This is a genomic window from Streptomyces purpurascens, assembly GCF_045040895.1.
In the GTDB taxonomy this organism is placed as follows: Bacteria; Actinomycetota; Actinomycetes; order Streptomycetales; family Streptomycetaceae; genus Streptomyces; species Streptomyces purpurascens.
On sequence record NZ_CP108341.1, the window covers coordinates 2,056,457 to 2,076,685 of the forward strand.

Below are 20,229 nucleotides of genomic sequence, written 5' to 3' on the forward strand. Positions count from 1 at the left end.
AGTTGGTGGACATGGTGACTCCTGTCTTCGGTACCGCAAGTCATTCTCGCGCAGCCGGCTACCCGGTGCGCACCGCAAAAATAAAAAAGGACCCCTGGTCCCAGCTGAACGCTGGGACCAGGGGTCCTTCCAAAGATTGTTCGGCGGCGTCCTACTCTCCCACAGGGTCCCCCCTGCAGTACCATCGGCGCTGTAAGGCTTAGCTTCCGGGTTCGAAATGTAACCGGGCGTTTCCCCTACGCTATAACCACCGAAACCCTAATGGTTTCGAGCGAACAAGCACACTCTTTAATTGTTCGTTCTGCTCAAAGCCGACAACTGTTCGTTGTCTCAGAACTAACACAGTGGACGCGAGCAACTGAGGACAAGCCCTCGGCCTATTAGTACCGGTCAACTCCACACGTTACCGTGCTTCCATATCCGGCCTATCAACCCAGTCGTCTACTGGGAGCCTTACCCTCTCAAGGAGGTGGGAATACTCATCTCGAAGCAGGCTTCCCGCTTAGATGCTTTCAGCGGTTATCCCTCCCGAACGTAGCCAACCAGCCATGCCCTTGGCAGAACAACTGGCACACCAGAGGTTCGTCCGTCCCGGTCCTCTCGTACTAGGGACAGCCCTTCTCAATATTCCTACGCGCACAGCGGATAGGGACCGAACTGTCTCACGACGTTCTAAACCCAGCTCGCGTACCGCTTTAATGGGCGAACAGCCCAACCCTTGGGACCGACTCCAGCCCCAGGATGCGACGAGCCGACATCGAGGTGCCAAACCATCCCGTCGATATGGACTCTTGGGGAAGATCAGCCTGTTATCCCCGGGGTACCTTTTATCCGTTGAGCGACGGCGCTTCCACAAGCCACCGCCGGATCACTAGTCCCGACTTTCGTCCCTGCTCGACCCGTCGGTCTCACAGTCAAGCTCCCTTGTGCACTTACACTCAACACCTGATTGCCAACCAGGCTGAGGGAACCTTTGGGCGCCTCCGTTACTCTTTAGGAGGCAACCGCCCCAGTTAAACTACCCATCAGACACTGTCCCTGATCCGGATCACGGACCCAGGTTAGACATCCAGCACGACCAGACTGGTATTTCAACGACGACTCCACCCACACTGGCGTGCGAGTTTCAAAGTCTCCCAGCTATCCTACACAAGCCGAACCGAACACCAATATCAAACTGTAGTAAAGGTCCCGGGGTCTTTCCGTCCTGCTGCGCGAAACGAGCATCTTTACTCGTAGTGCAATTTCACCGGGCCTATGGTTGAGACAGTCGAGAAGTCGTTACGCCATTCGTGCAGGTCGGAACTTACCCGACAAGGAATTTCGCTACCTTAGGATGGTTATAGTTACCACCGCCGTTTACTGGCGCTTAAGTTCTCAGCTTCGCCACCCCGAAGAGTGACTAACCGGTCCCCTTAACGTTCCAGCACCGGGCAGGCGTCAGTCCGTATACATCGCCTTACGGCTTCGCACGGACCTGTGTTTTTAGTAAACAGTCGCTTCTCGCTGGTCTCTGCGGCCACCCCCAGCTCGAGGAGCAAGTCCTCTCACCAGATGTGGCCCCCCTTCTCCCGAAGTTACGGGGGCATTTTGCCGAGTTCCTTAACCATAGTTCACCCGAACGCCTCGGTATTCTCTACCTGACCACCTGAGTCGGTTTAGGGTACGGGCCGCCATGAAACTCGCTAGAGGCTTTTCTCGACAGCATAGGATCATCCACTTCACCACAATCGGCTCGGCATCAGGTCTCAGCCACATGTACGACGGATTTACCTATCGCACGGCCTACACCCTTACCCCGGGACAACCACCGCCCGGGATGGACTACCTTCCTGCGTCACCCCATCACTCACCTACTAACCGCTTGGTCCGGCGGCTCCACCACTTTCCTTTCCCCGAAGGGTCCGGAACGGCTTCACGGCCTTAGCATCACGATGCTCGATGTTTGACGCTTCACAGCGGGTACCGGAATATCAACCGGTTATCCATCGACTACGCCTGTCGGCCTCGCCTTAGGTCCCGACTTACCCTGGGCAGATCAGCTTGACCCAGGAACCCTTAGTCAATCGGCGCAAACGTTTCTCACGTTTGTATCGCTACTCATGCCTGCATTCTCACTCGTGAACCGTCCACAACTCGCTTACGCGGCTGCTTCACCCGGCACACGACGCTCCCCTACCCATCACAGCAGGCGTTGGCCCTTATGCTGCAATGACACGACTTCGGCGGTACGCTTGAGCCCCGCTACATTGTCGGCGCGGAATCACTAGACCAGTGAGCTATTACGCACTCTTTCAAGGGTGGCTGCTTCTAAGCCAACCTCCTGGTTGTCTCTGCGACTCCACATCCTTTCCCACTTAGCGTACGCTTAGGGGCCTTAGTCGATGCTCTGGGCTGTTTCCCTCTCGACCATGGAGCTTATCCCCCACAGTCTCACTGCCGCGCTCTCACTTACCGGCATTCGGAGTTTGGCTAAGGTCAGTAACCCGGTAGGGCCCATCGCCTATCCAGTGCTCTACCTCCGGCAAGAAACACACGACGCTGCACCTAAATGCATTTCGGGGAGAACCAGCTATCACGGAGTTTGATTGGCCTTTCACCCCTAACCACAGGTCATCCCCCAGGTTTTCAACCCTGGTGGGTTCGGTCCTCCACGAAGTCTTACCTCCGCTTCAACCTGCCCATGGCTAGATCACTCCGCTTCGGGTCTTGAGCGTGCTACTAAAACGCCCTATTCGGACTCGCTTTCGCTACGGCTTCCCCACCCGGGTTAACCTCGCAACACACCGCAAACTCGCAGGCTCATTCTTCAAAAGGCACGCAGTCACGAGAATGAAGACAAGTCTTCATTCCGACGCTCCCACGGCTTGTAGGCACACGGTTTCAGGTACTATTTCACTCCGCTCCCGCGGTACTTTTCACCATTCCCTCACGGTACTATCCGCTATCGGTCACCAGGGAATATTTAGGCTTAGCGGGTGGTCCCGCCAGATTCACACGGGATTTCTCGGGCCCCGTGCTACTTGGGTGTCTCTCAAACGAGCCGCTGATGTTTCGACTACGGGGGTCTTACCCTCTACGCCGGACCTTTCGCATGTCCTTCGCCTACATCAACGGTTTCTGACTCGTCCTGTTGCCGGCAGACAACAGAAGAGAGATCCCACAACCCCGTATACGCAACCCCTGCCGGGTCTCACACGCATACGGTTTGGCCTCATCCGGTTTCGCTCGCCACTACTCCCGGAATCACGGTTGTTTTCTCTTCCTGCGGGTACTGAGATGTTTCACTTCCCCGCGTTCCCTCCACACTGCCTATGTGTTCAGCAGTGGGTGACAGCCCATGACGACTGCCGGGTTTCCCCATTCGGAAACCCCCGGATCAAAGCCTGGTTGACGACTCCCCGGGGACTATCGTGGCCTCCCACGTCCTTCATCGGTTCCTGGTGCCAAGGCATCCACCGTGCGCCCTTAAAAACTTGGCCACAGATGCTCGCGTCCACTGTGCAGTTCTCAAACAACGACCAGCCACCCATCACCCCACCCTTTCAGGCGAGTTCACTGGGGCCGGCGACTGAGGAAAAGTTCGTTCCCTCAGACACCCAACAGCGTGCCCGACACACTCCCCGCTCCCCTCAACGTTCCACACTCAAAGAGCAGTACTAGAAGGAGAAGACGATCAAGTGTGCCGAATAGTCAACGTTCCACCCATGAGCAACCAGCATCAGACATTCGCTGATGTACTGGCCTCTGAACCAGGCAAGCCTGGCTTAGAAGTGCTCCTTAGAAAGGAGGTGATCCAGCCGCACCTTCCGGTACGGCTACCTTGTTACGACTTCGTCCCAATCGCCAGTCCCACCTTCGACAGCTCCCTCCCACAAGGGGTTGGGCCACCGGCTTCGGGTGTTACCGACTTTCGTGACGTGACGGGCGGTGTGTACAAGGCCCGGGAACGTATTCACCGCAGCAATGCTGATCTGCGATTACTAGCGACTCCGACTTCATGGGGTCGAGTTGCAGACCCCAATCCGAACTGAGACCGGCTTTTTGAGATTCGCTCCACCTCGCGGTATCGCAGCTCATTGTACCGGCCATTGTAGCACGTGTGCAGCCCAAGACATAAGGGGCATGATGACTTGACGTCGTCCCCACCTTCCTCCGAGTTGACCCCGGCGGTCTCCCGTGAGTCCCCAGCACCACAAGGGCCTGCTGGCAACACGGGACAAGGGTTGCGCTCGTTGCGGGACTTAACCCAACATCTCACGACACGAGCTGACGACAGCCATGCACCACCTGTACACCGACCACAAGGGGGCGCCTGTCTCCAGACGTTTCCGGTGTATGTCAAGCCTTGGTAAGGTTCTTCGCGTTGCGTCGAATTAAGCCACATGCTCCGCCGCTTGTGCGGGCCCCCGTCAATTCCTTTGAGTTTTAGCCTTGCGGCCGTACTCCCCAGGCGGGGCACTTAATGCGTTAGCTGCGGCACGGACAACGTGGAATGTTGCCCACACCTAGTGCCCACCGTTTACGGCGTGGACTACCAGGGTATCTAATCCTGTTCGCTCCCCACGCTTTCGCTCCTCAGCGTCAGTATCGGCCCAGAGATCCGCCTTCGCCACCGGTGTTCCTCCTGATATCTGCGCATTTCACCGCTACACCAGGAATTCCGATCTCCCCTACCGAACTCTAGCCTGCCCGTATCGACTGCAGACCCGGGGTTAAGCCCCGGGCTTTCACAACCGACGTGACAAGCCGCCTACGAGCTCTTTACGCCCAATAATTCCGGACAACGCTCGCGCCCTACGTATTACCGCGGCTGCTGGCACGTAGTTAGCCGGCGCTTCTTCTGCAGGTACCGTCACTTTCGCTTCTTCCCTGCTGAAAGAGGTTTACAACCCGAAGGCCGTCATCCCTCACGCGGCGTCGCTGCATCAGGCTTTCGCCCATTGTGCAATATTCCCCACTGCTGCCTCCCGTAGGAGTCTGGGCCGTGTCTCAGTCCCAGTGTGGCCGGTCGCCCTCTCAGGCCGGCTACCCGTCGTCGCCTTGGTGAGCCATTACCTCACCAACTAGCTGATAGGCCGCGGGCTCATCCTGCACCGCCGGAGCTTTCCACCATCAAAGATGCCCAAGATGGTCAATATCCGGTATTAGACCCCGTTTCCAGGGCTTGTCCCAGAGTGCAGGGCAGATTGCCCACGTGTTACTCACCCGTTCGCCACTAATCCCCACCGAAGTGGTTCATCGTTCGACTTGCATGTGTTAAGCACGCCGCCAGCGTTCGTCCTGAGCCAGGATCAAACTCTCCGTGAATGTGTACCGGTAATCCGGTGCAACACCACGAGAGCGGAACAGTCAGGCGGAATAAGCCCGACCGTTCACAGCGTCCTCGCTGTGTTTTTTCAAAGGAACCTCGTCCCAGCGAATGCTGGAGACGGGGTATCAACATATCTGGCGTTGACTTTTGGCACGCTGTTGAGTTCTCAAGGAACGGTCGCTTCCTTTGTACTCACCCTCTCGGGCTTTCCTCCGGGCGCTTCCCTTCGGTCTTGCGTTTCCGACTCTATCAGATCCTTTTTCGATCCGATTCCCTGTCGGCGGGATTTGCCGTTGGGCTCTGGCTTTCGCCTGTCGGCCTTTCGACATTCACTACGTTAGCCGATTCGCCGTCCAACTCATAATCGAGTCCGTCGGCATCGAATTCAGGCATGCGGGCACGCCGAATTCGCCCCTGCTGAGGGGAGTGACTAGGTAGTGGGTTGGCCGCTTCCGACTGCTGGCGATTGCCGTACCCGGTTCAGCGGCTCGGGCCACATTACGCACCTTGCGGGGACGCGTCAACTTCGGCGGCGCCTCGGGACGTGGGCGCGATAGGGGCTCACCGTCGCGTCGTCGGCGACCCAGAAGCGCCAGGGGTGTACGGCTCCGTCTCCCGACACCCCGGTGCGGGGTCCGTTGAGTACCTGGTCGGAGGGCACGGGACTGCCGGCCAGCATGCGGAGGGGGGTGTCCTCGGGGGTGCATGCGTCCGTGCCGTCCAGGGAGCGGTCCACGCCCAGGGCCGTGGCCAGTCGGGCGGGGCCTTTGGCCAGTTCCTTGTCGTTTCGGGCCGAGAGTCGACGAGTGCGGGCCAGTTCGGCGCCCTCGATGATCTCGCCGGCCCGGAGCAGGACCGCGCTCGCCTTGTCCTCCGGACCGCACACCAGGTTCATGCAGAACCACATGCCATAGGTGAAGTAGACGTAGACGTGCCCAGGCGGACCGAACATCACCTCATTGCGGGCCGTGCGACCGCGATAGGCGTGGGAACCGGGGTCGTCAGAGCCGTCGTAGGCCTCGACCTCTGTGAGGCGGAGGGCGATCGGACCGTCCGAGGTGGTGCGCACCAGGATGCGGCCGAGGAGGTCAGGGGCCACATCGAGGACGGGCCGGTCGAAGAACTCCCTGGACAGGGGCGTACGGTCGGGGGTCGCGATCATGCCGTCCGAGGGTACTAAAAGACGGGTGGTGCGGCGGGGTGGCCAGCGGGCACCGGCCTTGCCAGGGTGAGGGCATGGAACCGGCCACGGCCGGATCGCGTTTGTATGGATCAAGGATCCACCCGTAGTGGGCGAGAGGGAGAGACATGGCGTTCAAGAAGCTGCTCGCGAGCCTGGGGGCCGGCGGGGCTTCGGTCGAGACGGTGCTGCACGAGGTCAACGTCGTCCCGGGCGGTGTCGTCCAGGGTGAGGTGCGGATCCAGGGCGGGTCCGTGAATCAGCAGATCGAGGGGCTCTCGGTCGGGCTGCAGGCCAAGGTCGAGGTGGAGAGCGGCGACCAGGAGTACAAGCAGGACATCGAGTTCACGAAGTCGCGGCTGGGCGGGGCGTTCGAGCTCCAGGCGAACGCCGTGCACGCGGTGCCGTTCGGGCTGGAGATCCCGTGGGAGACCCCGATCACGATGATCGACGGGCAGGCGCTGCGCTCGATGCACATCGGTGTCTCCACGGAGCTGGAGATCGCGCGGGCCGTGGACTCGGGTGACCTGGACCCGATCAACGTGCACCCGCTGCCGGCGCAGAAGGCGATCCTCGACGCGTTCATCCAGCTGGGCTTCCGGTTCAAGAACGCGGACATGGAACGCGGTGTCATCCGGGGTACGCGGCAGAAGCTGCCGTTCTACCAGGAGATCGAGTTCTACCCGCCGCAGCAGTACCGGGGCCTGAACCAGGTCGAGCTGAGCTTCGTGGCCGACGAGCAGGCCATGGACGTGGTGCTCGAGATGGACAAGAAGCCGGGGCTGTTCAGCGAGGGCAGCGACACCTTCCGCTCCTTCAAGGTGGGGCTCCAGGACTATCAGGGCACCGACTGGACCGCGTACCTCAACCAGTGGCTGTCCGAGGTCGGCAGCAAGCGCAACTGGTTCTAGACGCAGGCCCTAGGCTCGGGGCTGACTGAACGAATCGATCAGGAGGTACCGAGGTGACCGAGCTCAAGCGGCGGCCGCTCCCCCACGATTTCCATCCGCCCGTGCCGTCGTTCACGGTCACGAGCAAGGATGTCGAGGAAGGCGCGACGCTCCAGGACGCTCAGGTCTACGCGGCCGGCAACACCTCGCCGCAGTTGCGGTGGGAGGGCTTCCCGCCCGAGACCAAGAGCTTCGCCGTGACCTGCTACGACCCCGACGCCCCGACGGGCAGCGGGTTCTGGCACTGGGTGCTGTTCGACATTCCGGGCTCGGTGACCGAGCTGCCGGTGGGTGCGGGCAGCGGCGCGTTCGAGGGTCTGCCCGAGGGCGCGATCCAGGCGCGTAACGACTACGGAGGCAAGGAGTTCGGTGGTGCCGCGCCGCCGCCCGGGGACGGTTCGCACCGTTACGTGTTCACGGTGTACGCCGTGGATACGGAGAAGCTCGGTCCGGATGCGGAGGCTTCCCCCGCCGTCGTGGGCTTCAACCTGCGGTTCCACACGATCGCGCGGGCCCAGCTGATCGGTGAGTACGAGGTGCCCGCCGACAGCTGAGCAACCGCCCGGCGATCCCAGCGTTCACAGAACGTTTGCCCGCTCCTGGTCTTGGAATTGATCAGGAGCGGGCATTTTTGTTGCCGGGGGTCATGGGGGTCACCCCCCGTGGGAGCAGCAGATATTGCGTTGTCCATCTCGGCGTGCCCGGCCAGAGTTGATCCCAGCCCGCCAGGGGGTGGGCCGGTGCACACGGGAGGTGGGCTGGTATGCGGGACACGCTGGTACTCAACGCGAGCTTCGAGCCGCTGTCGACGGTAACGCTGAACCGAGCCGTCGTTCTGGTGCTCCAGGACAAGGCCGTCGTCGAGCAGTCCCACCCCGAACTGCGGATGCGGGGAGCCGCGGTCGACATACCGGCGCCCCGTGTGATCAGGCTCTGCCAGTACGTACGGGTGCCCTTCCGAAGACGAGCGCCGTGGTCGAGGCGGGGTGTGCTGGTCCGGGACCGGAACCGGTGCGCGTACTGCGGGAGGCGGGCGACGACTGTCGACCACGTGGTGCCGCGGTCGCGGGGCGGGCAGGACACGTGGCTGAACACGGTGGCCTCGTGTGCCGAGGACAATCACCGTAAGGCGAACCGGACTCCGGTGGAGGCGGGTATGCCGTTGCTCAGGGAGCCGTTCGAGCCGACGCCGGCGGACGCGATGCTGCTGGCGCTGGGGCAGGACGACTTCGACGCGCTGCCGGAGTGGCTGGCGCAGCCCGCTGCCTAGCTGTCATGCGAAGGGGGCCCGCTTCTCTCGGAAGCGGGCCCCCTTCGTGCGTGCCGGGTCAGTCGATGGACGGCTTCTCGCGGCGTTCCTGGGCGGGGACCCCGGCTCCGGACCCGCCTCCGTTGCCGCCGGAACCGCCGCCGAGGCCGCCGAAGTTGCCCATCGCGCCGGAGAGGCCCTTGAGGGCGTCGCCGATTTCGCTGGGGACGATCCAGAGCTTGTTGGCGTCGCCCTCGGCGATCTTCGGGAGCATCTGGAGGTACTGGTAGGAGAGGAGCTTCTGGTCCGGGTCTCCGGCGTGGATGGCCTCGAAGACCGTACGGACGGCCTGGGCCTCGCCTTCGGCGCGCAGGGCGGCCGCCTTGGCCTCACCTTCGGCGCGCAGGATCTGGGACTGCTTCTCACCTTCGGCGCGCAGGATCTCGGACTGCCGGACACCTTCGGCCTGGAGGATCGCGGCGCGCTTGTCGCGGTCGGCGCGCATCTGCTTCTCCATCGAGTCCTGGATGGAGGTGGGCGGTTCGATCGCCTTGAGCTCGACGCGGTTGACGCGGATGCCCCACTTGCCGGTGGCCTCGTCCAGGACGCCGCGCAGGGCCGCGTTGATCTCCTCGCGGGAGGTCAGGGTCCGCTCGAGGTCCATGCCGCCGATGATGTTGCGGAGGGTGGTGACGGTGAGCTGCTCGATCGCCTGGATGTAGCTGGCGACTTCGTAGGTGGCGGCCCGCGCGTCGGTCACCTGGTAGTAGATGACGGTGTCGATGTTGACCACCAGGTTGTCCTGGGTGATCACCGGCTGCGGCGGGAAGGGGACGACCTGTTCACGCAGGTCGATGCGGTTGCGGATGGTGTCTATGAACGGGACCACGATGTTGAGGCCCGCGTTGAGTGTCCGCGTGTAGCGGCCGAACCGCTCGACGATGGCCGCGCTGGCCTGTGGGATGACTTGGATCGTCTTGATCAGGGCGATGAAGACCAACACCACCAGAATGATCAGGACGATGATGACCGGTTCCATCGTCGTTCCCCGTACCCTTCTCCGCCTCGGCGACTTCGGCAGATCTTATGGTTGTTGAAGATCTTGCTGGTCGAGTCTGTCAGACCGTCGCGTAGCTGGCGAGGAGTTCACTCCAGTTACGTCCTGCGAGGTCACATGACGATCGCAGTGGCTCCCTCGATGTCCACGACGTCCACTTCCTGGCCTACTTCGTAAGCGCGGTCGGTGTCGAGGGCGCGGGCCGACCAGACTTCTCCGGCCAGCTTGATCCGGCCGCCGGAGGCGTCGACGCGTTCCAGGACGACGGCTTGTCTGCCCTTCAACGCGTCCACGCCCGTGGCGAGTTGGGGCCGCTGGGCGCGATGCCGGTTCGCGATGGGCCGTACGACGGCGATGCCGGCGGTCGAGACGACGGCGAAGACCACGACCTGGGCGACGGCTCCGCCACCGAAGACGCCGGTGGCCGCCGCCGCGGCGACGGCGCCCACCGCGAGCATGCCCAGTTCGGGCATCGCTGTGACCACGAGCGCGATGCCGAGCGCTGCCGCGCCGATCAGCCACCACAGCCATGCGTCGATTTCCACATGGTCATGGTAGGTCCGACGCCCCTGTCGCCGACAGGGCGCCCAGCGTGTGAAATGCCGTTCTTACTCTGGCATTTGTGCGGCGTGGGGCCGGGTCAGGACAGCGGGAGGCCCTGTGCGGTCCAGCGCTCGCCCGCCTGTTCGACGACGAGCGGGAGGCCGAAGCAGAGGGAGAGGTTGCGGGAGGTGAGTTCGAGCTCCAGCGGGCCGGCGGCGAGGACCTTGCCCTGGCGGATCATGAGGACGTGGGTGAAGCCCGGGGGGATCTCCTCGACATGGTGCGTGACCATGAGCATCGAGGGGGCGATGGGGTCGCGGGCGAGCCGGCCGAGGCGGCGGACGAGGTCCTCGCGGCCTCCGAGGTCGAGTCCGGCGGCGGGCTCGTCGAGGAGGAGCAGCTCGGGGTCGGTCATCAGGGCGCGGGCGATGAGGGTGCGCTTGCGCTCACCCTCGGAGAGCGATCCGAACCTGCGCTCCAGGTAGTCGCTCATGCCGAGGCGGTCGAGGAAGGCGCGGGCGCGCCGCTCGTCGATCTCCTCGTAGTCCTCGTGCCAGGTGGCGGTCATGCCGTACGCGGCGGTCAGCACGGTCTCCAGGACCGTCTGGCGCTTGGGGAGCTTCTCGGTCATGGCGATGCCGGCCATGCCGATGCGCGGGCGCAGCTCGAAGACGTCGGTGCCGGGCCTGCCGAGGGTCTCGCCGAGGATGGCGGCGGTGCCCGAGCTGGGGAAGAGGTAGGTGGAAGCGAGGTTGAGGAGGGTGGTCTTGCCGGCGCCGTTCGGGCCCAGGATGACCCAGCGCTCGCCCTCCTTGACCGACCAGGAGACCTGGTCCACCAGAGCCCGGCCCTCGCGGACCACGGATACGTCCTGAAGCTCCAGAACATCGCTCATGAGCGCGTTGTCTCCCCTTGCAGTGTGGCCGGTCTCGGCTGTCGCGTAAGCCTGTGGCTCGGTCCGCCGCGCCGGTGGGCGCAGCCCTCCATGAAATCTACGCCACCGGTCGGTCCGGGCATTCCCTCGGTCCGGGTCTTGGGCTCTCTTAGGGTGGAGGCATGCTCTCGGAACCGCGTGCTGGACGTCTCGCAGCTTGGGGAAATGCCCTTTTGGCCGGACTTGTCTCACCTGATGACGCCGTGCTCGCCATCGTCGGCGAGGACGCGGTGCACCGGGTGGAGGGGCTGCCCGGGGAGTCGGCGCCCGTCGGGCTCACGCTCGCGCTGGGGCGGCTGCGGACGCTCGGGGTGACCGGGCTGCGGCTCGCGCTGCCCGCGCCCGGGCATCCGCTGGGGCTGAGCGGGCCGCCGGAGTTCAACGCGCGGGCGCTGGATGCCGAGCAGGCGGTGGTCTGTTACGGCGCCTCGTTCGGGCTGGTGCCGGAGGTGTACGAGGCCGGGCCCGAGGGTGATGTGCACGTCGAGGTCGTGTGGCATGTGCTGCCCGTGCGGGAAGCGCCGCCCGCGGATGTGCCGTCGCTTGGTGAGGCCGAGCGGGAGCTGGCGGAGGCCCTGCGGGAGGCGACGGAGGTGCTGACGCGGCTGGATGTGGCCGGGTCGGGGCCGGTGGCCGAGGCGGCGGTCGATGCGTATCGGGCGCGGGCCGAGCGGGGGCGGGAGGTGCTGGCGCCGGGGTATCCGCCGCGGGCGGTGCGGGTGCTGGAGCTGGCGCAGCGGGTGGGGACGTTGATCGTGGTGGCGACGGAGAGTGGGCACGGGGGTGCGGTGAGTGCGTCCGAGATGGGGGCGCGGCGGGAGGCGTTGCGGCCGGTGGAGCGGACGGCTCGACGGGCGCAGGTCGCTGCGTACAACTCCGTTGTGGAGGAGCGGGAGCGGGGGGTGCGGTGACTGTAGGTCGCCGGGTGCTCGGCGTTCGTGCCGGGGACGGGGGGTGCGCAGCCCGGCGGTGCGGGGTGGCGCTGCGCCCACCCGTGCCGCCCTTGGCGGCACGCATGCCCGCAGCTGAGCCGAACGGCCTCCCAGGCGTGCCTGGGAGGCCGGTGGTCACCTTCGGCTCGGAGACGGAGGTGAAGGTCAGTGGTTGACGGCGAGGTTGCCGAACGCCGGGTTCAGGACGCCGATGACGTTCACGCTGTTGCCGGACACGTTGACCGGGACGTGCACCGGGGCCTGGACCACGTTGCCCGAGGCGACGCCCGGCGAGCCGATGGCGCTGCCGTCGGCGTGCGAGCCGCTCGTGGCGGAGGCCATGCCCGCACCGGCGGCCAGCAGTCCACCGGTCACCATCGTCACGGCAGCGGCCTTCTTCAGGTTCTTCACTTCTGAGCCCTCCTTGCGATCGCCGCGGCAGGCGCCGCAGCACGCACTGGAGAACGGCGGAGAACCACCGAGGATGCGCCATGCGAGGGACATTCCCACGACAGTATGAATCTCGGTCCGGAGTGGAACCTTCCGCGTTGCCGTGGGGTGAGCGTGTCAGCCGGTCACGCCATGGCGAACGGCCCACAGGGCGGCCTGGGTTCGGTCGGACAGGTCGAGCTTCATCAGGATGTTCGAGACGTGGGTCTTGACGGTCTTCTCGGAGAGGACGAGCGCGCGGGCGATCTCCCGGTTGGAGCGGCCGTCCGCTATCAGGCCGAGCACCTCGCGCTCCCGGTCGGTGAGCGAGCCGGCCCTTCCCGGCCCCGAGTTGGCCTCCTCCTGGGACAGCAGGGCGCCGGCGACCTCCGGCTGGAGGAGGATGTGCCCGGCGTGGACGGAGCGGATGGCTCCGGCGAGGGCGTCGGGGTCGACGTCCTTGTAGACGTATCCGGCGGCGCCCGCGCGCAGGGCCGGCACCACCGTGCGCTGCTCGGTGAAGCTTGTGACGACCAGCACGCGCGCGGGGTTGTCGAGTTCGCGGAGTCTGCGCAGGGCGTCGACACCGTCCATGCCCGGCATCTTGACGTCCATGAGGATGACGTCAGGCTTCAGCTCCTCGGCGCGGTCGACTCCTTCGGCGCCGTCCGCGGCCTCGCCGACGACCTCGATGTCGTCCTGCACCTCGAGGAATGTGCGCAGGCCCCGGCGGACGACCTGGTGGTCGTCGACGAGCAGGACCTTGATCGCGTCAGCCACCGGGTACCTCCATCTCGATCGTGGTGCCCTTGCCGGCCACCGATTCCACGGTCAGCGTGCCGCCGGCCCCGCTCGCCCGGTCCCGCATGGAGACCAGGCCCAGATGGCGCCCCGCGCGACGCACCGCCTGGGGGTCGAAGCCGCAGCCGTCGTCCGAGACCCGCAGGACGGCACCGCCGCCGCGTCGGTCCAGGGTCACGTCGACGTGGTCGGCGCCGGAGTGGCGCAGGGCGTTGTGCAGGGCCTCCTGGGCGACGCGCAGGACTGCTTCCTCCTGGGAGGCGGGCAGGGCCTTCACGCCGTGGCAGGCGAAGGTCACGCGGGCGGTGTGGGCGCGGTCGAGGACCTGAATCTGCGTGCGGAGGGTGGCCACGAGGCCGTCCTCGTCGAGGGCCGCGGGGCGCAACTCGACGACCGCGGCGCGCAGTTCGTCGGCGGCCTCGGCGGCCAGCACCGCCACCTGATGGAGCTCCCCCTTGGCGCGGGAGGGGTCCCGGTCCACCAGGCGGGCCGCGGCCTGGGCCGTCAGGCGGAGGGAGAAGAGCTTCTGGCTGACCGCGTCGTGCAGTTCGTGAGCGAGGCGGGAGCGCTCCTCGGCGATGGTCAGTTCGCGGCTGCGTTCGTAGAGGCGGGCGTTGGTGAGGGCGATCGCGGCGTGCTGGGCGAGGATGCCGAGGAGCTCCTCGTCCTCCGCCGTGAAGCCGCAACTGCCTTCCGGTTTCGGACAGTTCTTGTTGGCCAGGAAGAGCGCGCCGATGACCTCGTCGCCGTCACGGATCGGCAAGCCCAGGAAGTCGACCAGGTCGGGGTGGGCCTTCGGCCAGCCCTCGAAGCGGGGGTCCTTGCGGACGTCGGCGAGGCGCTCGGACCTGGCCTCGTGCAGCATCGCGGCGAGGATGCCGTGCTGGCGCGGGAGGGGGCCGATGGCCTTCCACTGTTCCTCGCTGACGCCGTCGACCACGAACTGGGCGAAGCCGCCGTGATCGTCCGGCACGCCGAGCGCGGCGTACTGGGCGTCGAGCAGCTCGCGGGCCGAGGCGACGATCGTCTTGAGGACGTCGCGCACCTCGAGATGCCTGCTCATGGCCAGCAACGCGGAGCTCACCGCGGCGAGGCCGGACGGGGGACCGTGACTCATGTCCTCACGGTACCGGCGGGCTGTGACAGCGCGGATCGGACCAGTGGCGGCGGGTGCCCGGTCCGGTGGGCCTAGGTCGCGAGGCCGAGCCGCAAGGGCGGCGCGGCGTAGGACCGGGGGCGCCGGGCCGGTGGCGTAGGGCGAAGGGACCCGGCGGATTGCGGCCCGCGTCCGAGGTGGTCCGGGCGGCTCCGTTCCTACGTTGAGGGCACGCGATCACGACGAGGGAGCCGATCATGCCGGTTGCGATCATCACCGGGGTCTCGAAGGGCCTGGGCCGTGCGCTCGCCGAGGCCCTGGCCGGGCGTGGCTGGGACCTGGTGCTCGATGCCAGGGGTGCCGAGGCGCTGACGGAGGCGGCCGGGGCCGTCTCCACGCACGGCACGCGCGTGACCGCCCTGCCCGGGGACGTCACCGACGCCGGACACCGGGCGGAGCTGGTGTCGGCGGCGTGGCGGCTGGGCGGCGTCGACCTGCTGGTGCACAACGCGAGCGCGCTGGGCGCCGAGCCGCTGGTGCGGCTGGAGGAGCTGCCCCTGGAGGGGCTGCGCCGGGCGCTGGAGGTGAACCTGGTGGCGGGTCTCGGCCTGGTCCAGGAGGCGCTGCCGCTGCTGCGGGTTTCGGGGGCGGGCACGGTTGTCGCCGTCAGCTCGGACGCGGCGGCCGAGGCGTACGAGACCTGGGGCGGCTACGGGGCGTCCAAGGCGGCTCTGGACCAGCTGGTGGCGGTGCTCGCCGCGGAGGAGCCGGGGCTGCGGGTCTGGGCGGTGGATCCCGGGGACATGGCCACGGACCTGTACGCGGCGGCCGTACCGGACGATCATGATCCGCGGCCGGAGCCGGCGGCTGTGGTGCCGGGGTTCCTGCGGCTGCTGGACGAACGTCCGGCGAGTGGGCGGTACGGGGCCCCGGCTCTGCTGGACGGGGCCCGATGACACCGGCCGTGCGCGTACCGGAGGAGCTGTCGGCCCGGGTGCCGGTGGAGCAGCGCGGGCCCGGGCTGGACCGGGACGCCGTACGGATGCTGGTGTCGCGGGGTGCCGGGGTGGCGCATCACACGTTCGCGGAGCTGCCGCGGCTGTTGCGGGCGGGGGATCTGCTCGTGGTCAACACCTCGGCCACGCTGGCGGCGGCCGTCGACGGGTGGATCGGGCACGCACGCGTGGTGGTGCACTTCTCCACCTCCGGGGACGACGGCCGCTGGGCGGTGGAGCTGCGGGAGCCCGACGGGCGGGGCACCACACGCGCGCGTGCGGCCGGGCCCGTGGGTACGGAGGTGTGCCTGCCGGGCGGCGTACGCCTGGTTCTGGAGGAGCCGCTGAGCGGGCGGAGCGAGCGCCTGTGGTGGGCGCGGGTGGCCGGGCCCGGGGTCGCGGGGCTGCTGCGGGAGTACGGGCGGCCCATTCGCTACTCCTACACGGAGCGGGACCAGCCGCTGTCCGTCTATCAGACGGTGTTCGCGCTGCCGTCGGCGGACGGGGCGGGCAGTGCGGAGATGCCGAGTGCGGCGCGGCCCTTCACCGCGCGGCTGGTGGCGGAGCTGGTGGGCCGGGGGGTGCGGTTCGCGCCGGTCACGCTGCACACGGGGGTGGCGTCGGCGGAGGCGCACGAGCCGCCGTATCCGGAGCGCTTCGCGGTGCCCGGGGCGTCGGCGCGGCTGATCAACGCCGCGAGGGCCGGTGCGGGGCGGGTCCTCGCGGTCGGGACGACGGCGGTGCGGGCCGTGGAGTCGGCGGCGGGTACCGACGGGGTCGTACGGCCGCGGGCGGGGTGGACCTCTCTCGTGGTGACCCCGGAGCGCGGGGTACGGGTGGTGGACGGGCTGCTGACCGGGCTGCACGAGCCGGAGGCCTCGCATCTGCTGATGCTGGAGGCGATCGCGGGGCGGGCGGCGGTCGAGCGCGGCTACGAGGCCGCACTGCAGGGCCGTTACCTGTGGCACGAGTTCGGGGACGTGCACCTCGTCCTGCCGGGGCAGAGCCGTGACAGGCCGCTCACACAGAGCATTGCTCAAGCAACTGCCAGTGAGACCGGGCCCCGCCCGATGTGAGCCCTCGCATAGGACCCACGTCACGTACGAAAGGACGTAGGAGACAAAGCCGCACCTATTGAGCGGCACATACAGTCCAGTCTGCCCCGATTTGCCCTTCCCTGATCCACTATCTCCCTTCGTACGTCACACCTTTGCCACGCCATTTTGCGGCCGCTAAGAATGGCTGCCGTCGCTCAGCGCCGTGGGTTCACCTCCGCGGCGTTTGTGTCGGAAACACACCGAGTCCAACGCCGGACGCCGAGCGACTCCCGCGCTATTCGAAGAGGTCCAACCACCATGCCCAAGAACATCTTCAGCCGTGGCCCCAGTCGTAACCTGACCCGTCACCACAAGATCGCCATGGCGGGTGTCGCCACCCTCGGCGCCGCCGCCATCGGGTTCTCCGCGGTGCCGAGCGGTGCTTCGACGAAGACCACGACGGAAGCCGCTCAGTCGGCTCCGGTGGCGTTCAGCAACCAGCAGATCAAGGACGTGAAGGCGAGCGTCACCGACCAGATGGCCGGTGCCAGCCTGAAGGCCGAGCAGATCGAGGCGAAGAAGAAGGCCGACGCCGCGGCTGCCGCCAAGAAGAAGGCCGCCGCCGAGGCGGCGAAGAAGAAGGCCGAGGCCGCGCGCGAGGCCAAGGAGGCCGCGAGCCGCGACGCCAAGCGCGCCGAGGCCAAGAAGGCCGCCGCCAAGAGCTACCCGAACAACCTCGACGGCTGGATCCGCGAGTCGCTCGACATCCTGAAGAAGCACGACATCCCGGCGTCCTACGACGGCATCCACCGCAACATCATCCGCGAGTCGTCCGGTGACCCGAAGGCCATCAACGACTGGGACATCAACGCCATCAACGGCATCCCGTCGAAGGGCCTGCTGCAGGTCATCCCGCCGACCTTCAAGACCTGGCACGTCCCCGGCACCTCCTGGGACATCTACGACCCGGTCGCCAACATCACCGCCGCCTGCAACTACGCGGCCGACAAGTACGGCTCGATGGACAACGTCGACAGCGCGTACTGAGGTAGCGCGGACCTCTGCTCGCTGAACGGAACGCCGAAGGGCGGCACCCTCCTGACGGGGTGCCGCCCTTCGGGCGTCTTGCCGAGGTGACTACTTGCGCATGACCTCGGGCTCGTGGCGGCGCAGGAAGCGGGCCACGAAGAAGCCGCAGAGCACGCCGAGCGCGAGGAGCGCGCCCATGTCCATGGCCCAGGCGCCGACCGTGTGCTCCCACAGCGGATCGTTGTCCCCGGCGGTCTCCGGCGGGGCGATCTTGTTGAAGTCCAGCGTCGCGCCGGACGCGGCGACCGCCCAGCGCGACGGCATCAGGAACGAGAACTGGTTGACGCCGATGGAGCCGTGCAGCGTGAACAGGCAGCCCGTGAAGACGACCTGGATGATGGCGAACATCACCAGCAGCGGCATGGTCTTCTCGGCGGTCTTCACCAGCGAGGAGATGATCAGGCCGAACATCATCGAGGTGAAGCCCAGGGCCATGATCGGCACGGACAGCTCGACGAGCGTGGCGCCGCCGAAGACCAGGCCCTCCTCGGGGATCTCCCGGCTGGAGAAGCCGATGACGCCGACCAGCAGGCCCTGCAGCACGGTGATCATGCCGAGCACGAACACCTTGGACATCAGATACGCCGAGCGTGACAGGCCGGTCGCCCGCTCCCGCTCGTAGATGACCCGTTCCTTGATCAGCTCACGGACGGAGTTCGCCGCGCCCGCGAAACAGGCGCCGACGGCGAGGATCAGCAGGACCGTGGTGGCGGTGCCGTTCGGGATGATCCGGCCGGACTGCGGGTTGACCGGGTTCGGCAGCAGGCCCTTGTCCGCGTCGATGAGCAGGCTGACCGCGCCGAGCACGGCCGGCAGGATCACCATCAGGGCCAGGAAGCCCTTGTCGGACGCGATCACCGAGACGTAGCGCCGCACCAGCGTGACGAACTGGGACATCCAGCCCTGTGGCTTCGGCGGCTTCATCGCCTGCATGGGCGGAACCTGTACGGACTGCGGTGCCACGGCGTCGATGTCCGCGGCGTACATCTGGTAGTGCTGCGAGCCCTTCCAGCGGCCCGCCCAGTCGTAGTCGCGGTAGTTCTCGAAGGCGGAGAAGACATCGGCCCAGGTGTCGTAGCCGAAGAAGTTCAGCGCCTCCTCGGGCGGGCCGAAGTAGGCGACGGAGCCGCCCGGCGCCATCACCAGGAGCTTGTCGCAGATCGCCAGCTCGGCCACGGAGTGGGTGACGACGAGGACCGTACGGCCGTCGTCGGCGAGGCCGCGCAGCAACTGCATGACGTCGCGGTCCATGCCCGGGTCGAGGCCGGAGGTCGGCTCGTCCAGGAAGATCAGCGAGGGCTTGGTGAGCAGCTCCAGGGCCACGGAGACACGCTTGCGCTGGCCACCGGAGAGGGAGGTGACCTTCTTCTCCTTGTGGATGTCCAGCTTCAGCTCGCGCAGCACCTCGTCAATACGGGCCTCGCGCTCGCGGGCCGTGGTGTCGGCGGGGAAGCGGAGCTTGGCCGCGTACTTCAGGGCCTTCTTGACGGTCAGTTCCTTGTGCAGGATGTCGTCCTGCGGGACCAGGCCGATGCGCTGGCGCAGCTCGGCGAACTGCTTGTAGAGGTTCCTGTTGTCGTAGAGGACCTCGCCCTGGTCGGCCGGGCGGTAGCCCGTGAGCGCCTTGAGCAGGGTGGACTTGCCGGAGCCGGACGGGCCGATGACCGCGATGAGCGACTTCTCGGGGACGCCGAAGGAGACGTCCTTGAGGATCTGCTTGCCGCCGTCGACCGTGACGGTCAGATGGCGGGCGGAGAAGGACACCTCACCGGTGTCGACGAACTCCTCGAGCCGGTCCCCGACGATCCGGAACGTCGAGTGGCCGACGCCGACGACATCGGCCGGGCCGAGCAACTGCCCGCCGCCCTTGGGGATCGGCAGGCCGTTGACGTACGTGCCGTTGTGCGAGCCGAGGTCGCGGATCTCCATGCGGCCGTCGGGCGTCGCGTGGAACTCGGCGTGGTTCCGGGAGACCTGCAGGTCGGAGACGACCAGCTCGTTCTCCAGGGCGCGGCCGATGCGCATCACACGGCCGAGCGAGAACTGGTGGAACGTGGTGGGGCTGCGGTCGCCGTGGGCCGGCGGCGCCCCCGCGGCACCGCCGGGGGCCTGCTGCTGCGGGATGTGCCCGCCGGGCTGCTGCGGCTGCTGCCAGCCGGCCTGCGGAGCCTGCTGCTGGGGCGCCTGCTGGGCCCAGCCGGGGTTCGCGCCCTGCGCGGCGTACGGCTGCTGCTGGGGCTGGGCCTGCGGCGTGGCGACGGAGGCCGCGGCGTCGGAGAGGTTCAGACGCGGTCCGTCGGTGGCGTTGCCCAGGTTCACCGCCGAGCCCGGGCCGAGCTCCATGTGGTGGATCCGCTGACCCTGCACGAAGGTGCCGTTGGTGCTGCCATGGTCCTCGATGACCCAACTGCGGCCGTTGAAGCTGACCGTGGCGTGACGCCAGGAGACCCTGGCGTCGTCGAAGACGACGTCCCCCTGCGGATCACGTCCGAGGGTGTATGCCCTGGACGGATCGAGCGTCCAGGTACGTCCGTTTGATTCCAGTACGAGTTCCGGCACTCCATGCCCCACTGAGTTGTCCCCCGAGTTACCCCCGACATGGGGAGTCTAGGGATGTCGAACA

The 20,229-nt window shown here is 66.4% G+C and carries 15 protein-coding genes and 3 rRNA genes; 7 read left to right on the top strand and 11 right to left on the bottom strand.

Annotated features, from left to right (window positions below; genetic code table 11):
* Positions 1-138: 138 nt before the first annotated feature.
* From rrf to OHU35_RS09390, 4 genes are all read right to left on the bottom strand, one after another.
* Positions 139-255, bottom strand: a 5S ribosomal RNA gene (gene rrf / locus OHU35_RS09375).
* 105 nt (positions 256-360) lie between these two features.
* Positions 361-3,482: ribosomal RNA gene (locus OHU35_RS09380) — 23S ribosomal RNA — on the bottom strand.
* Between the two features lie 302 nt (positions 3,483-3,784).
* Positions 3,785-5,310 (bottom strand): 16S ribosomal RNA (locus OHU35_RS09385).
* The 16S, 23S and 5S rRNA genes sit together here, the layout of an rRNA operon.
* Before the next feature lie 524 nt (positions 5,311-5,834).
* Positions 5,835-6,476, bottom strand: coding sequence for a DNA-3-methyladenine glycosylase (locus tag OHU35_RS09390; protein WP_189730187.1), 642 nt, complete (start codon positions 6,474-6,476; stop codon positions 5,835-5,837).
* 146 nt (positions 6,477-6,622) lie between these two features.
* Here OHU35_RS09390 and OHU35_RS09395 point away from each other — a divergent pair, with 146 nt between their 5' ends.
* The 3 genes from OHU35_RS09395 (at position 6,623) to OHU35_RS09405 (ending at position 8,714) form a co-directional block, all read left to right on the top strand.
* Entirely contained in the window at positions 6,623-7,405 is a 783-nt protein-coding gene (locus OHU35_RS09395) for a sporulation protein (RefSeq protein WP_189730189.1), read from the top strand.
* Between the two features lie 53 nt (positions 7,406-7,458).
* Positions 7,459-7,998, top strand: a complete 540-nt coding sequence (locus tag OHU35_RS09400) for a YbhB/YbcL family Raf kinase inhibitor-like protein (protein WP_189730191.1) — start codon at positions 7,459-7,461, stop codon at positions 7,996-7,998.
* Positions 7,999-8,207: 209 nt separating this feature from the next.
* Positions 8,208-8,714: an HNH endonuclease gene (locus OHU35_RS09405; RefSeq protein WP_184599740.1), complete on the top strand. Its 507-nt coding sequence runs from the start codon at positions 8,208-8,210 to the stop codon at positions 8,712-8,714.
* A 58-nt stretch (positions 8,715-8,772) separates the two neighbouring features.
* Here the strand turns inward: OHU35_RS09405 and OHU35_RS09410 are convergent, their stop codons facing one another.
* The 3 genes from OHU35_RS09410 to OHU35_RS09420 all read right to left on the bottom strand — a co-directional run bounded on the left by OHU35_RS09410 (position 8,773) and on the right by OHU35_RS09420 (position 11,188).
* Complete coding sequence (locus OHU35_RS09410; protein ID WP_184599739.1) at positions 8,773-9,732, bottom strand: SPFH domain-containing protein; 960 nt, start codon at positions 9,730-9,732, stop codon at positions 8,773-8,775.
* A gap of 131 nt (positions 9,733-9,863) precedes the next feature.
* The gene (locus OHU35_RS09415) at positions 9,864-10,295 is read right to left on the bottom strand and encodes an NfeD family protein (RefSeq protein ID WP_189730193.1); all 432 of its coding nucleotides are present in this window, start codon (positions 10,293-10,295) and stop codon (positions 9,864-9,866) included.
* 95 nt (positions 10,296-10,390) lie between these two features.
* Positions 10,391-11,188 (bottom strand): ABC transporter ATP-binding protein, encoded by a 798-nt coding sequence (locus tag OHU35_RS09420; protein WP_189730195.1) that lies wholly within the window; start codon positions 11,186-11,188, stop codon positions 10,391-10,393.
* 161 nt (positions 11,189-11,349) lie between these two features.
* On the opposite strand from OHU35_RS09420, the gene OHU35_RS09425 reads away from it, so the two are divergent.
* Complete coding sequence (locus OHU35_RS09425; protein ID WP_189730197.1) at positions 11,350-12,138, top strand: hypothetical protein; 789 nt, start codon at positions 11,350-11,352, stop codon at positions 12,136-12,138.
* A gap of 186 nt (positions 12,139-12,324) precedes the next feature.
* On the opposite strand, the gene OHU35_RS09430 is transcribed toward OHU35_RS09425, so the two are convergent.
* The 3 genes from OHU35_RS09430 to OHU35_RS09440 form a co-directional block, all read right to left on the bottom strand.
* Positions 12,325-12,570, bottom strand: a complete 246-nt coding sequence (locus OHU35_RS09430) for a chaplin (protein WP_189730199.1) — start codon at positions 12,568-12,570, stop codon at positions 12,325-12,327.
* 156 nt (positions 12,571-12,726) lie between these two features.
* Positions 12,727-13,368: a response regulator transcription factor gene (locus OHU35_RS09435; protein WP_189730201.1), complete on the bottom strand. Its 642-nt coding sequence runs from the start codon at positions 13,366-13,368 to the stop codon at positions 12,727-12,729.
* Complete coding sequence (locus OHU35_RS09440) at positions 13,361-14,506, bottom strand: GAF domain-containing sensor histidine kinase (protein ID WP_189730203.1); 1,146 nt, start codon at positions 14,504-14,506, stop codon at positions 13,361-13,363. The genes OHU35_RS09435 and OHU35_RS09440 overlap by 8 nt, the downstream gene beginning before the upstream one ends.
* A gap of 236 nt (positions 14,507-14,742) precedes the next feature.
* Between OHU35_RS09440 and OHU35_RS09445 the strand changes: the two genes are divergently transcribed.
* The 3 genes from OHU35_RS09445 to OHU35_RS09455 all read left to right on the top strand — a co-directional run bounded on the left by OHU35_RS09445 (position 14,743) and on the right by OHU35_RS09455 (position 17,564).
* Positions 14,743-15,441 (top strand): SDR family NAD(P)-dependent oxidoreductase, encoded by a 699-nt coding sequence (locus OHU35_RS09445; protein ID WP_405505144.1) that lies wholly within the window; start codon positions 14,743-14,745, stop codon positions 15,439-15,441.
* Complete coding sequence (locus OHU35_RS09450) at positions 15,438-16,556, top strand: S-adenosylmethionine:tRNA ribosyltransferase-isomerase (RefSeq protein ID WP_405505145.1); 1,119 nt, start codon at positions 15,438-15,440, stop codon at positions 16,554-16,556. The genes OHU35_RS09445 and OHU35_RS09450 overlap by 4 nt, the downstream gene beginning before the upstream one ends.
* 279 nt (positions 16,557-16,835) lie before the next feature.
* Positions 16,836-17,564 (top strand): transglycosylase SLT domain-containing protein, encoded by a 729-nt coding sequence (locus tag OHU35_RS09455; RefSeq protein WP_359896776.1) that lies wholly within the window; start codon positions 16,836-16,838, stop codon positions 17,562-17,564.
* 90 nt (positions 17,565-17,654) lie between these two features.
* Here OHU35_RS09455 and OHU35_RS09460 read toward each other — a convergent pair whose 3' ends face one another.
* Positions 17,655-20,165: an FHA domain-containing protein gene (locus OHU35_RS09460; RefSeq protein ID WP_189730211.1), complete on the bottom strand. Its 2,511-nt coding sequence runs from the start codon at positions 20,163-20,165 to the stop codon at positions 17,655-17,657.
* Between the last annotated feature and the right edge of the window lie 64 nt (positions 20,166-20,229).

Coding starts and splice junctions, on each gene's coding strand:
- OHU35_RS09390 (WP_189730187.1), bottom strand. CDS start 6,476: ATGATCGCGACCCCCGACCGTACGCCCCTGTCCAGGGAGTTCTTCGAC.
- OHU35_RS09395 (WP_189730189.1), top strand. CDS start 6,623: ATGGCGTTCAAGAAGCTGCTCGCGAGCCTGGGGGCCGGCGGGGCTTCG.
- OHU35_RS09405 (WP_184599740.1), top strand. CDS start 8,208: ATGCGGGACACGCTGGTACTCAACGCGAGCTTCGAGCCGCTGTCGACG.
- OHU35_RS09410 (WP_184599739.1), bottom strand. CDS start 9,732: ATGGAACCGGTCATCATCGTCCTGATCATTCTGGTGGTGTTGGTCTTC.
- OHU35_RS09420 (WP_189730195.1), bottom strand. CDS start 11,188: ATGAGCGATGTTCTGGAGCTTCAGGACGTATCCGTGGTCCGCGAGGGC.
- OHU35_RS09425 (WP_189730197.1), top strand. CDS start 11,350: ATGCTCTCGGAACCGCGTGCTGGACGTCTCGCAGCTTGGGGAAATGCC.
- OHU35_RS09440 (WP_189730203.1), bottom strand. CDS start 14,506: ATGAGTCACGGTCCCCCGTCCGGCCTCGCCGCGGTGAGCTCCGCGTTG.
- OHU35_RS09445 (WP_405505144.1), top strand. CDS start 14,743: ATGCCGGTTGCGATCATCACCGGGGTCTCGAAGGGCCTGGGCCGTGCG.
- OHU35_RS09450 (WP_405505145.1), top strand. CDS start 15,438: ATGACACCGGCCGTGCGCGTACCGGAGGAGCTGTCGGCCCGGGTGCCG.
- OHU35_RS09455 (WP_359896776.1), top strand. CDS start 16,836: ATGCCCAAGAACATCTTCAGCCGTGGCCCCAGTCGTAACCTGACCCGT.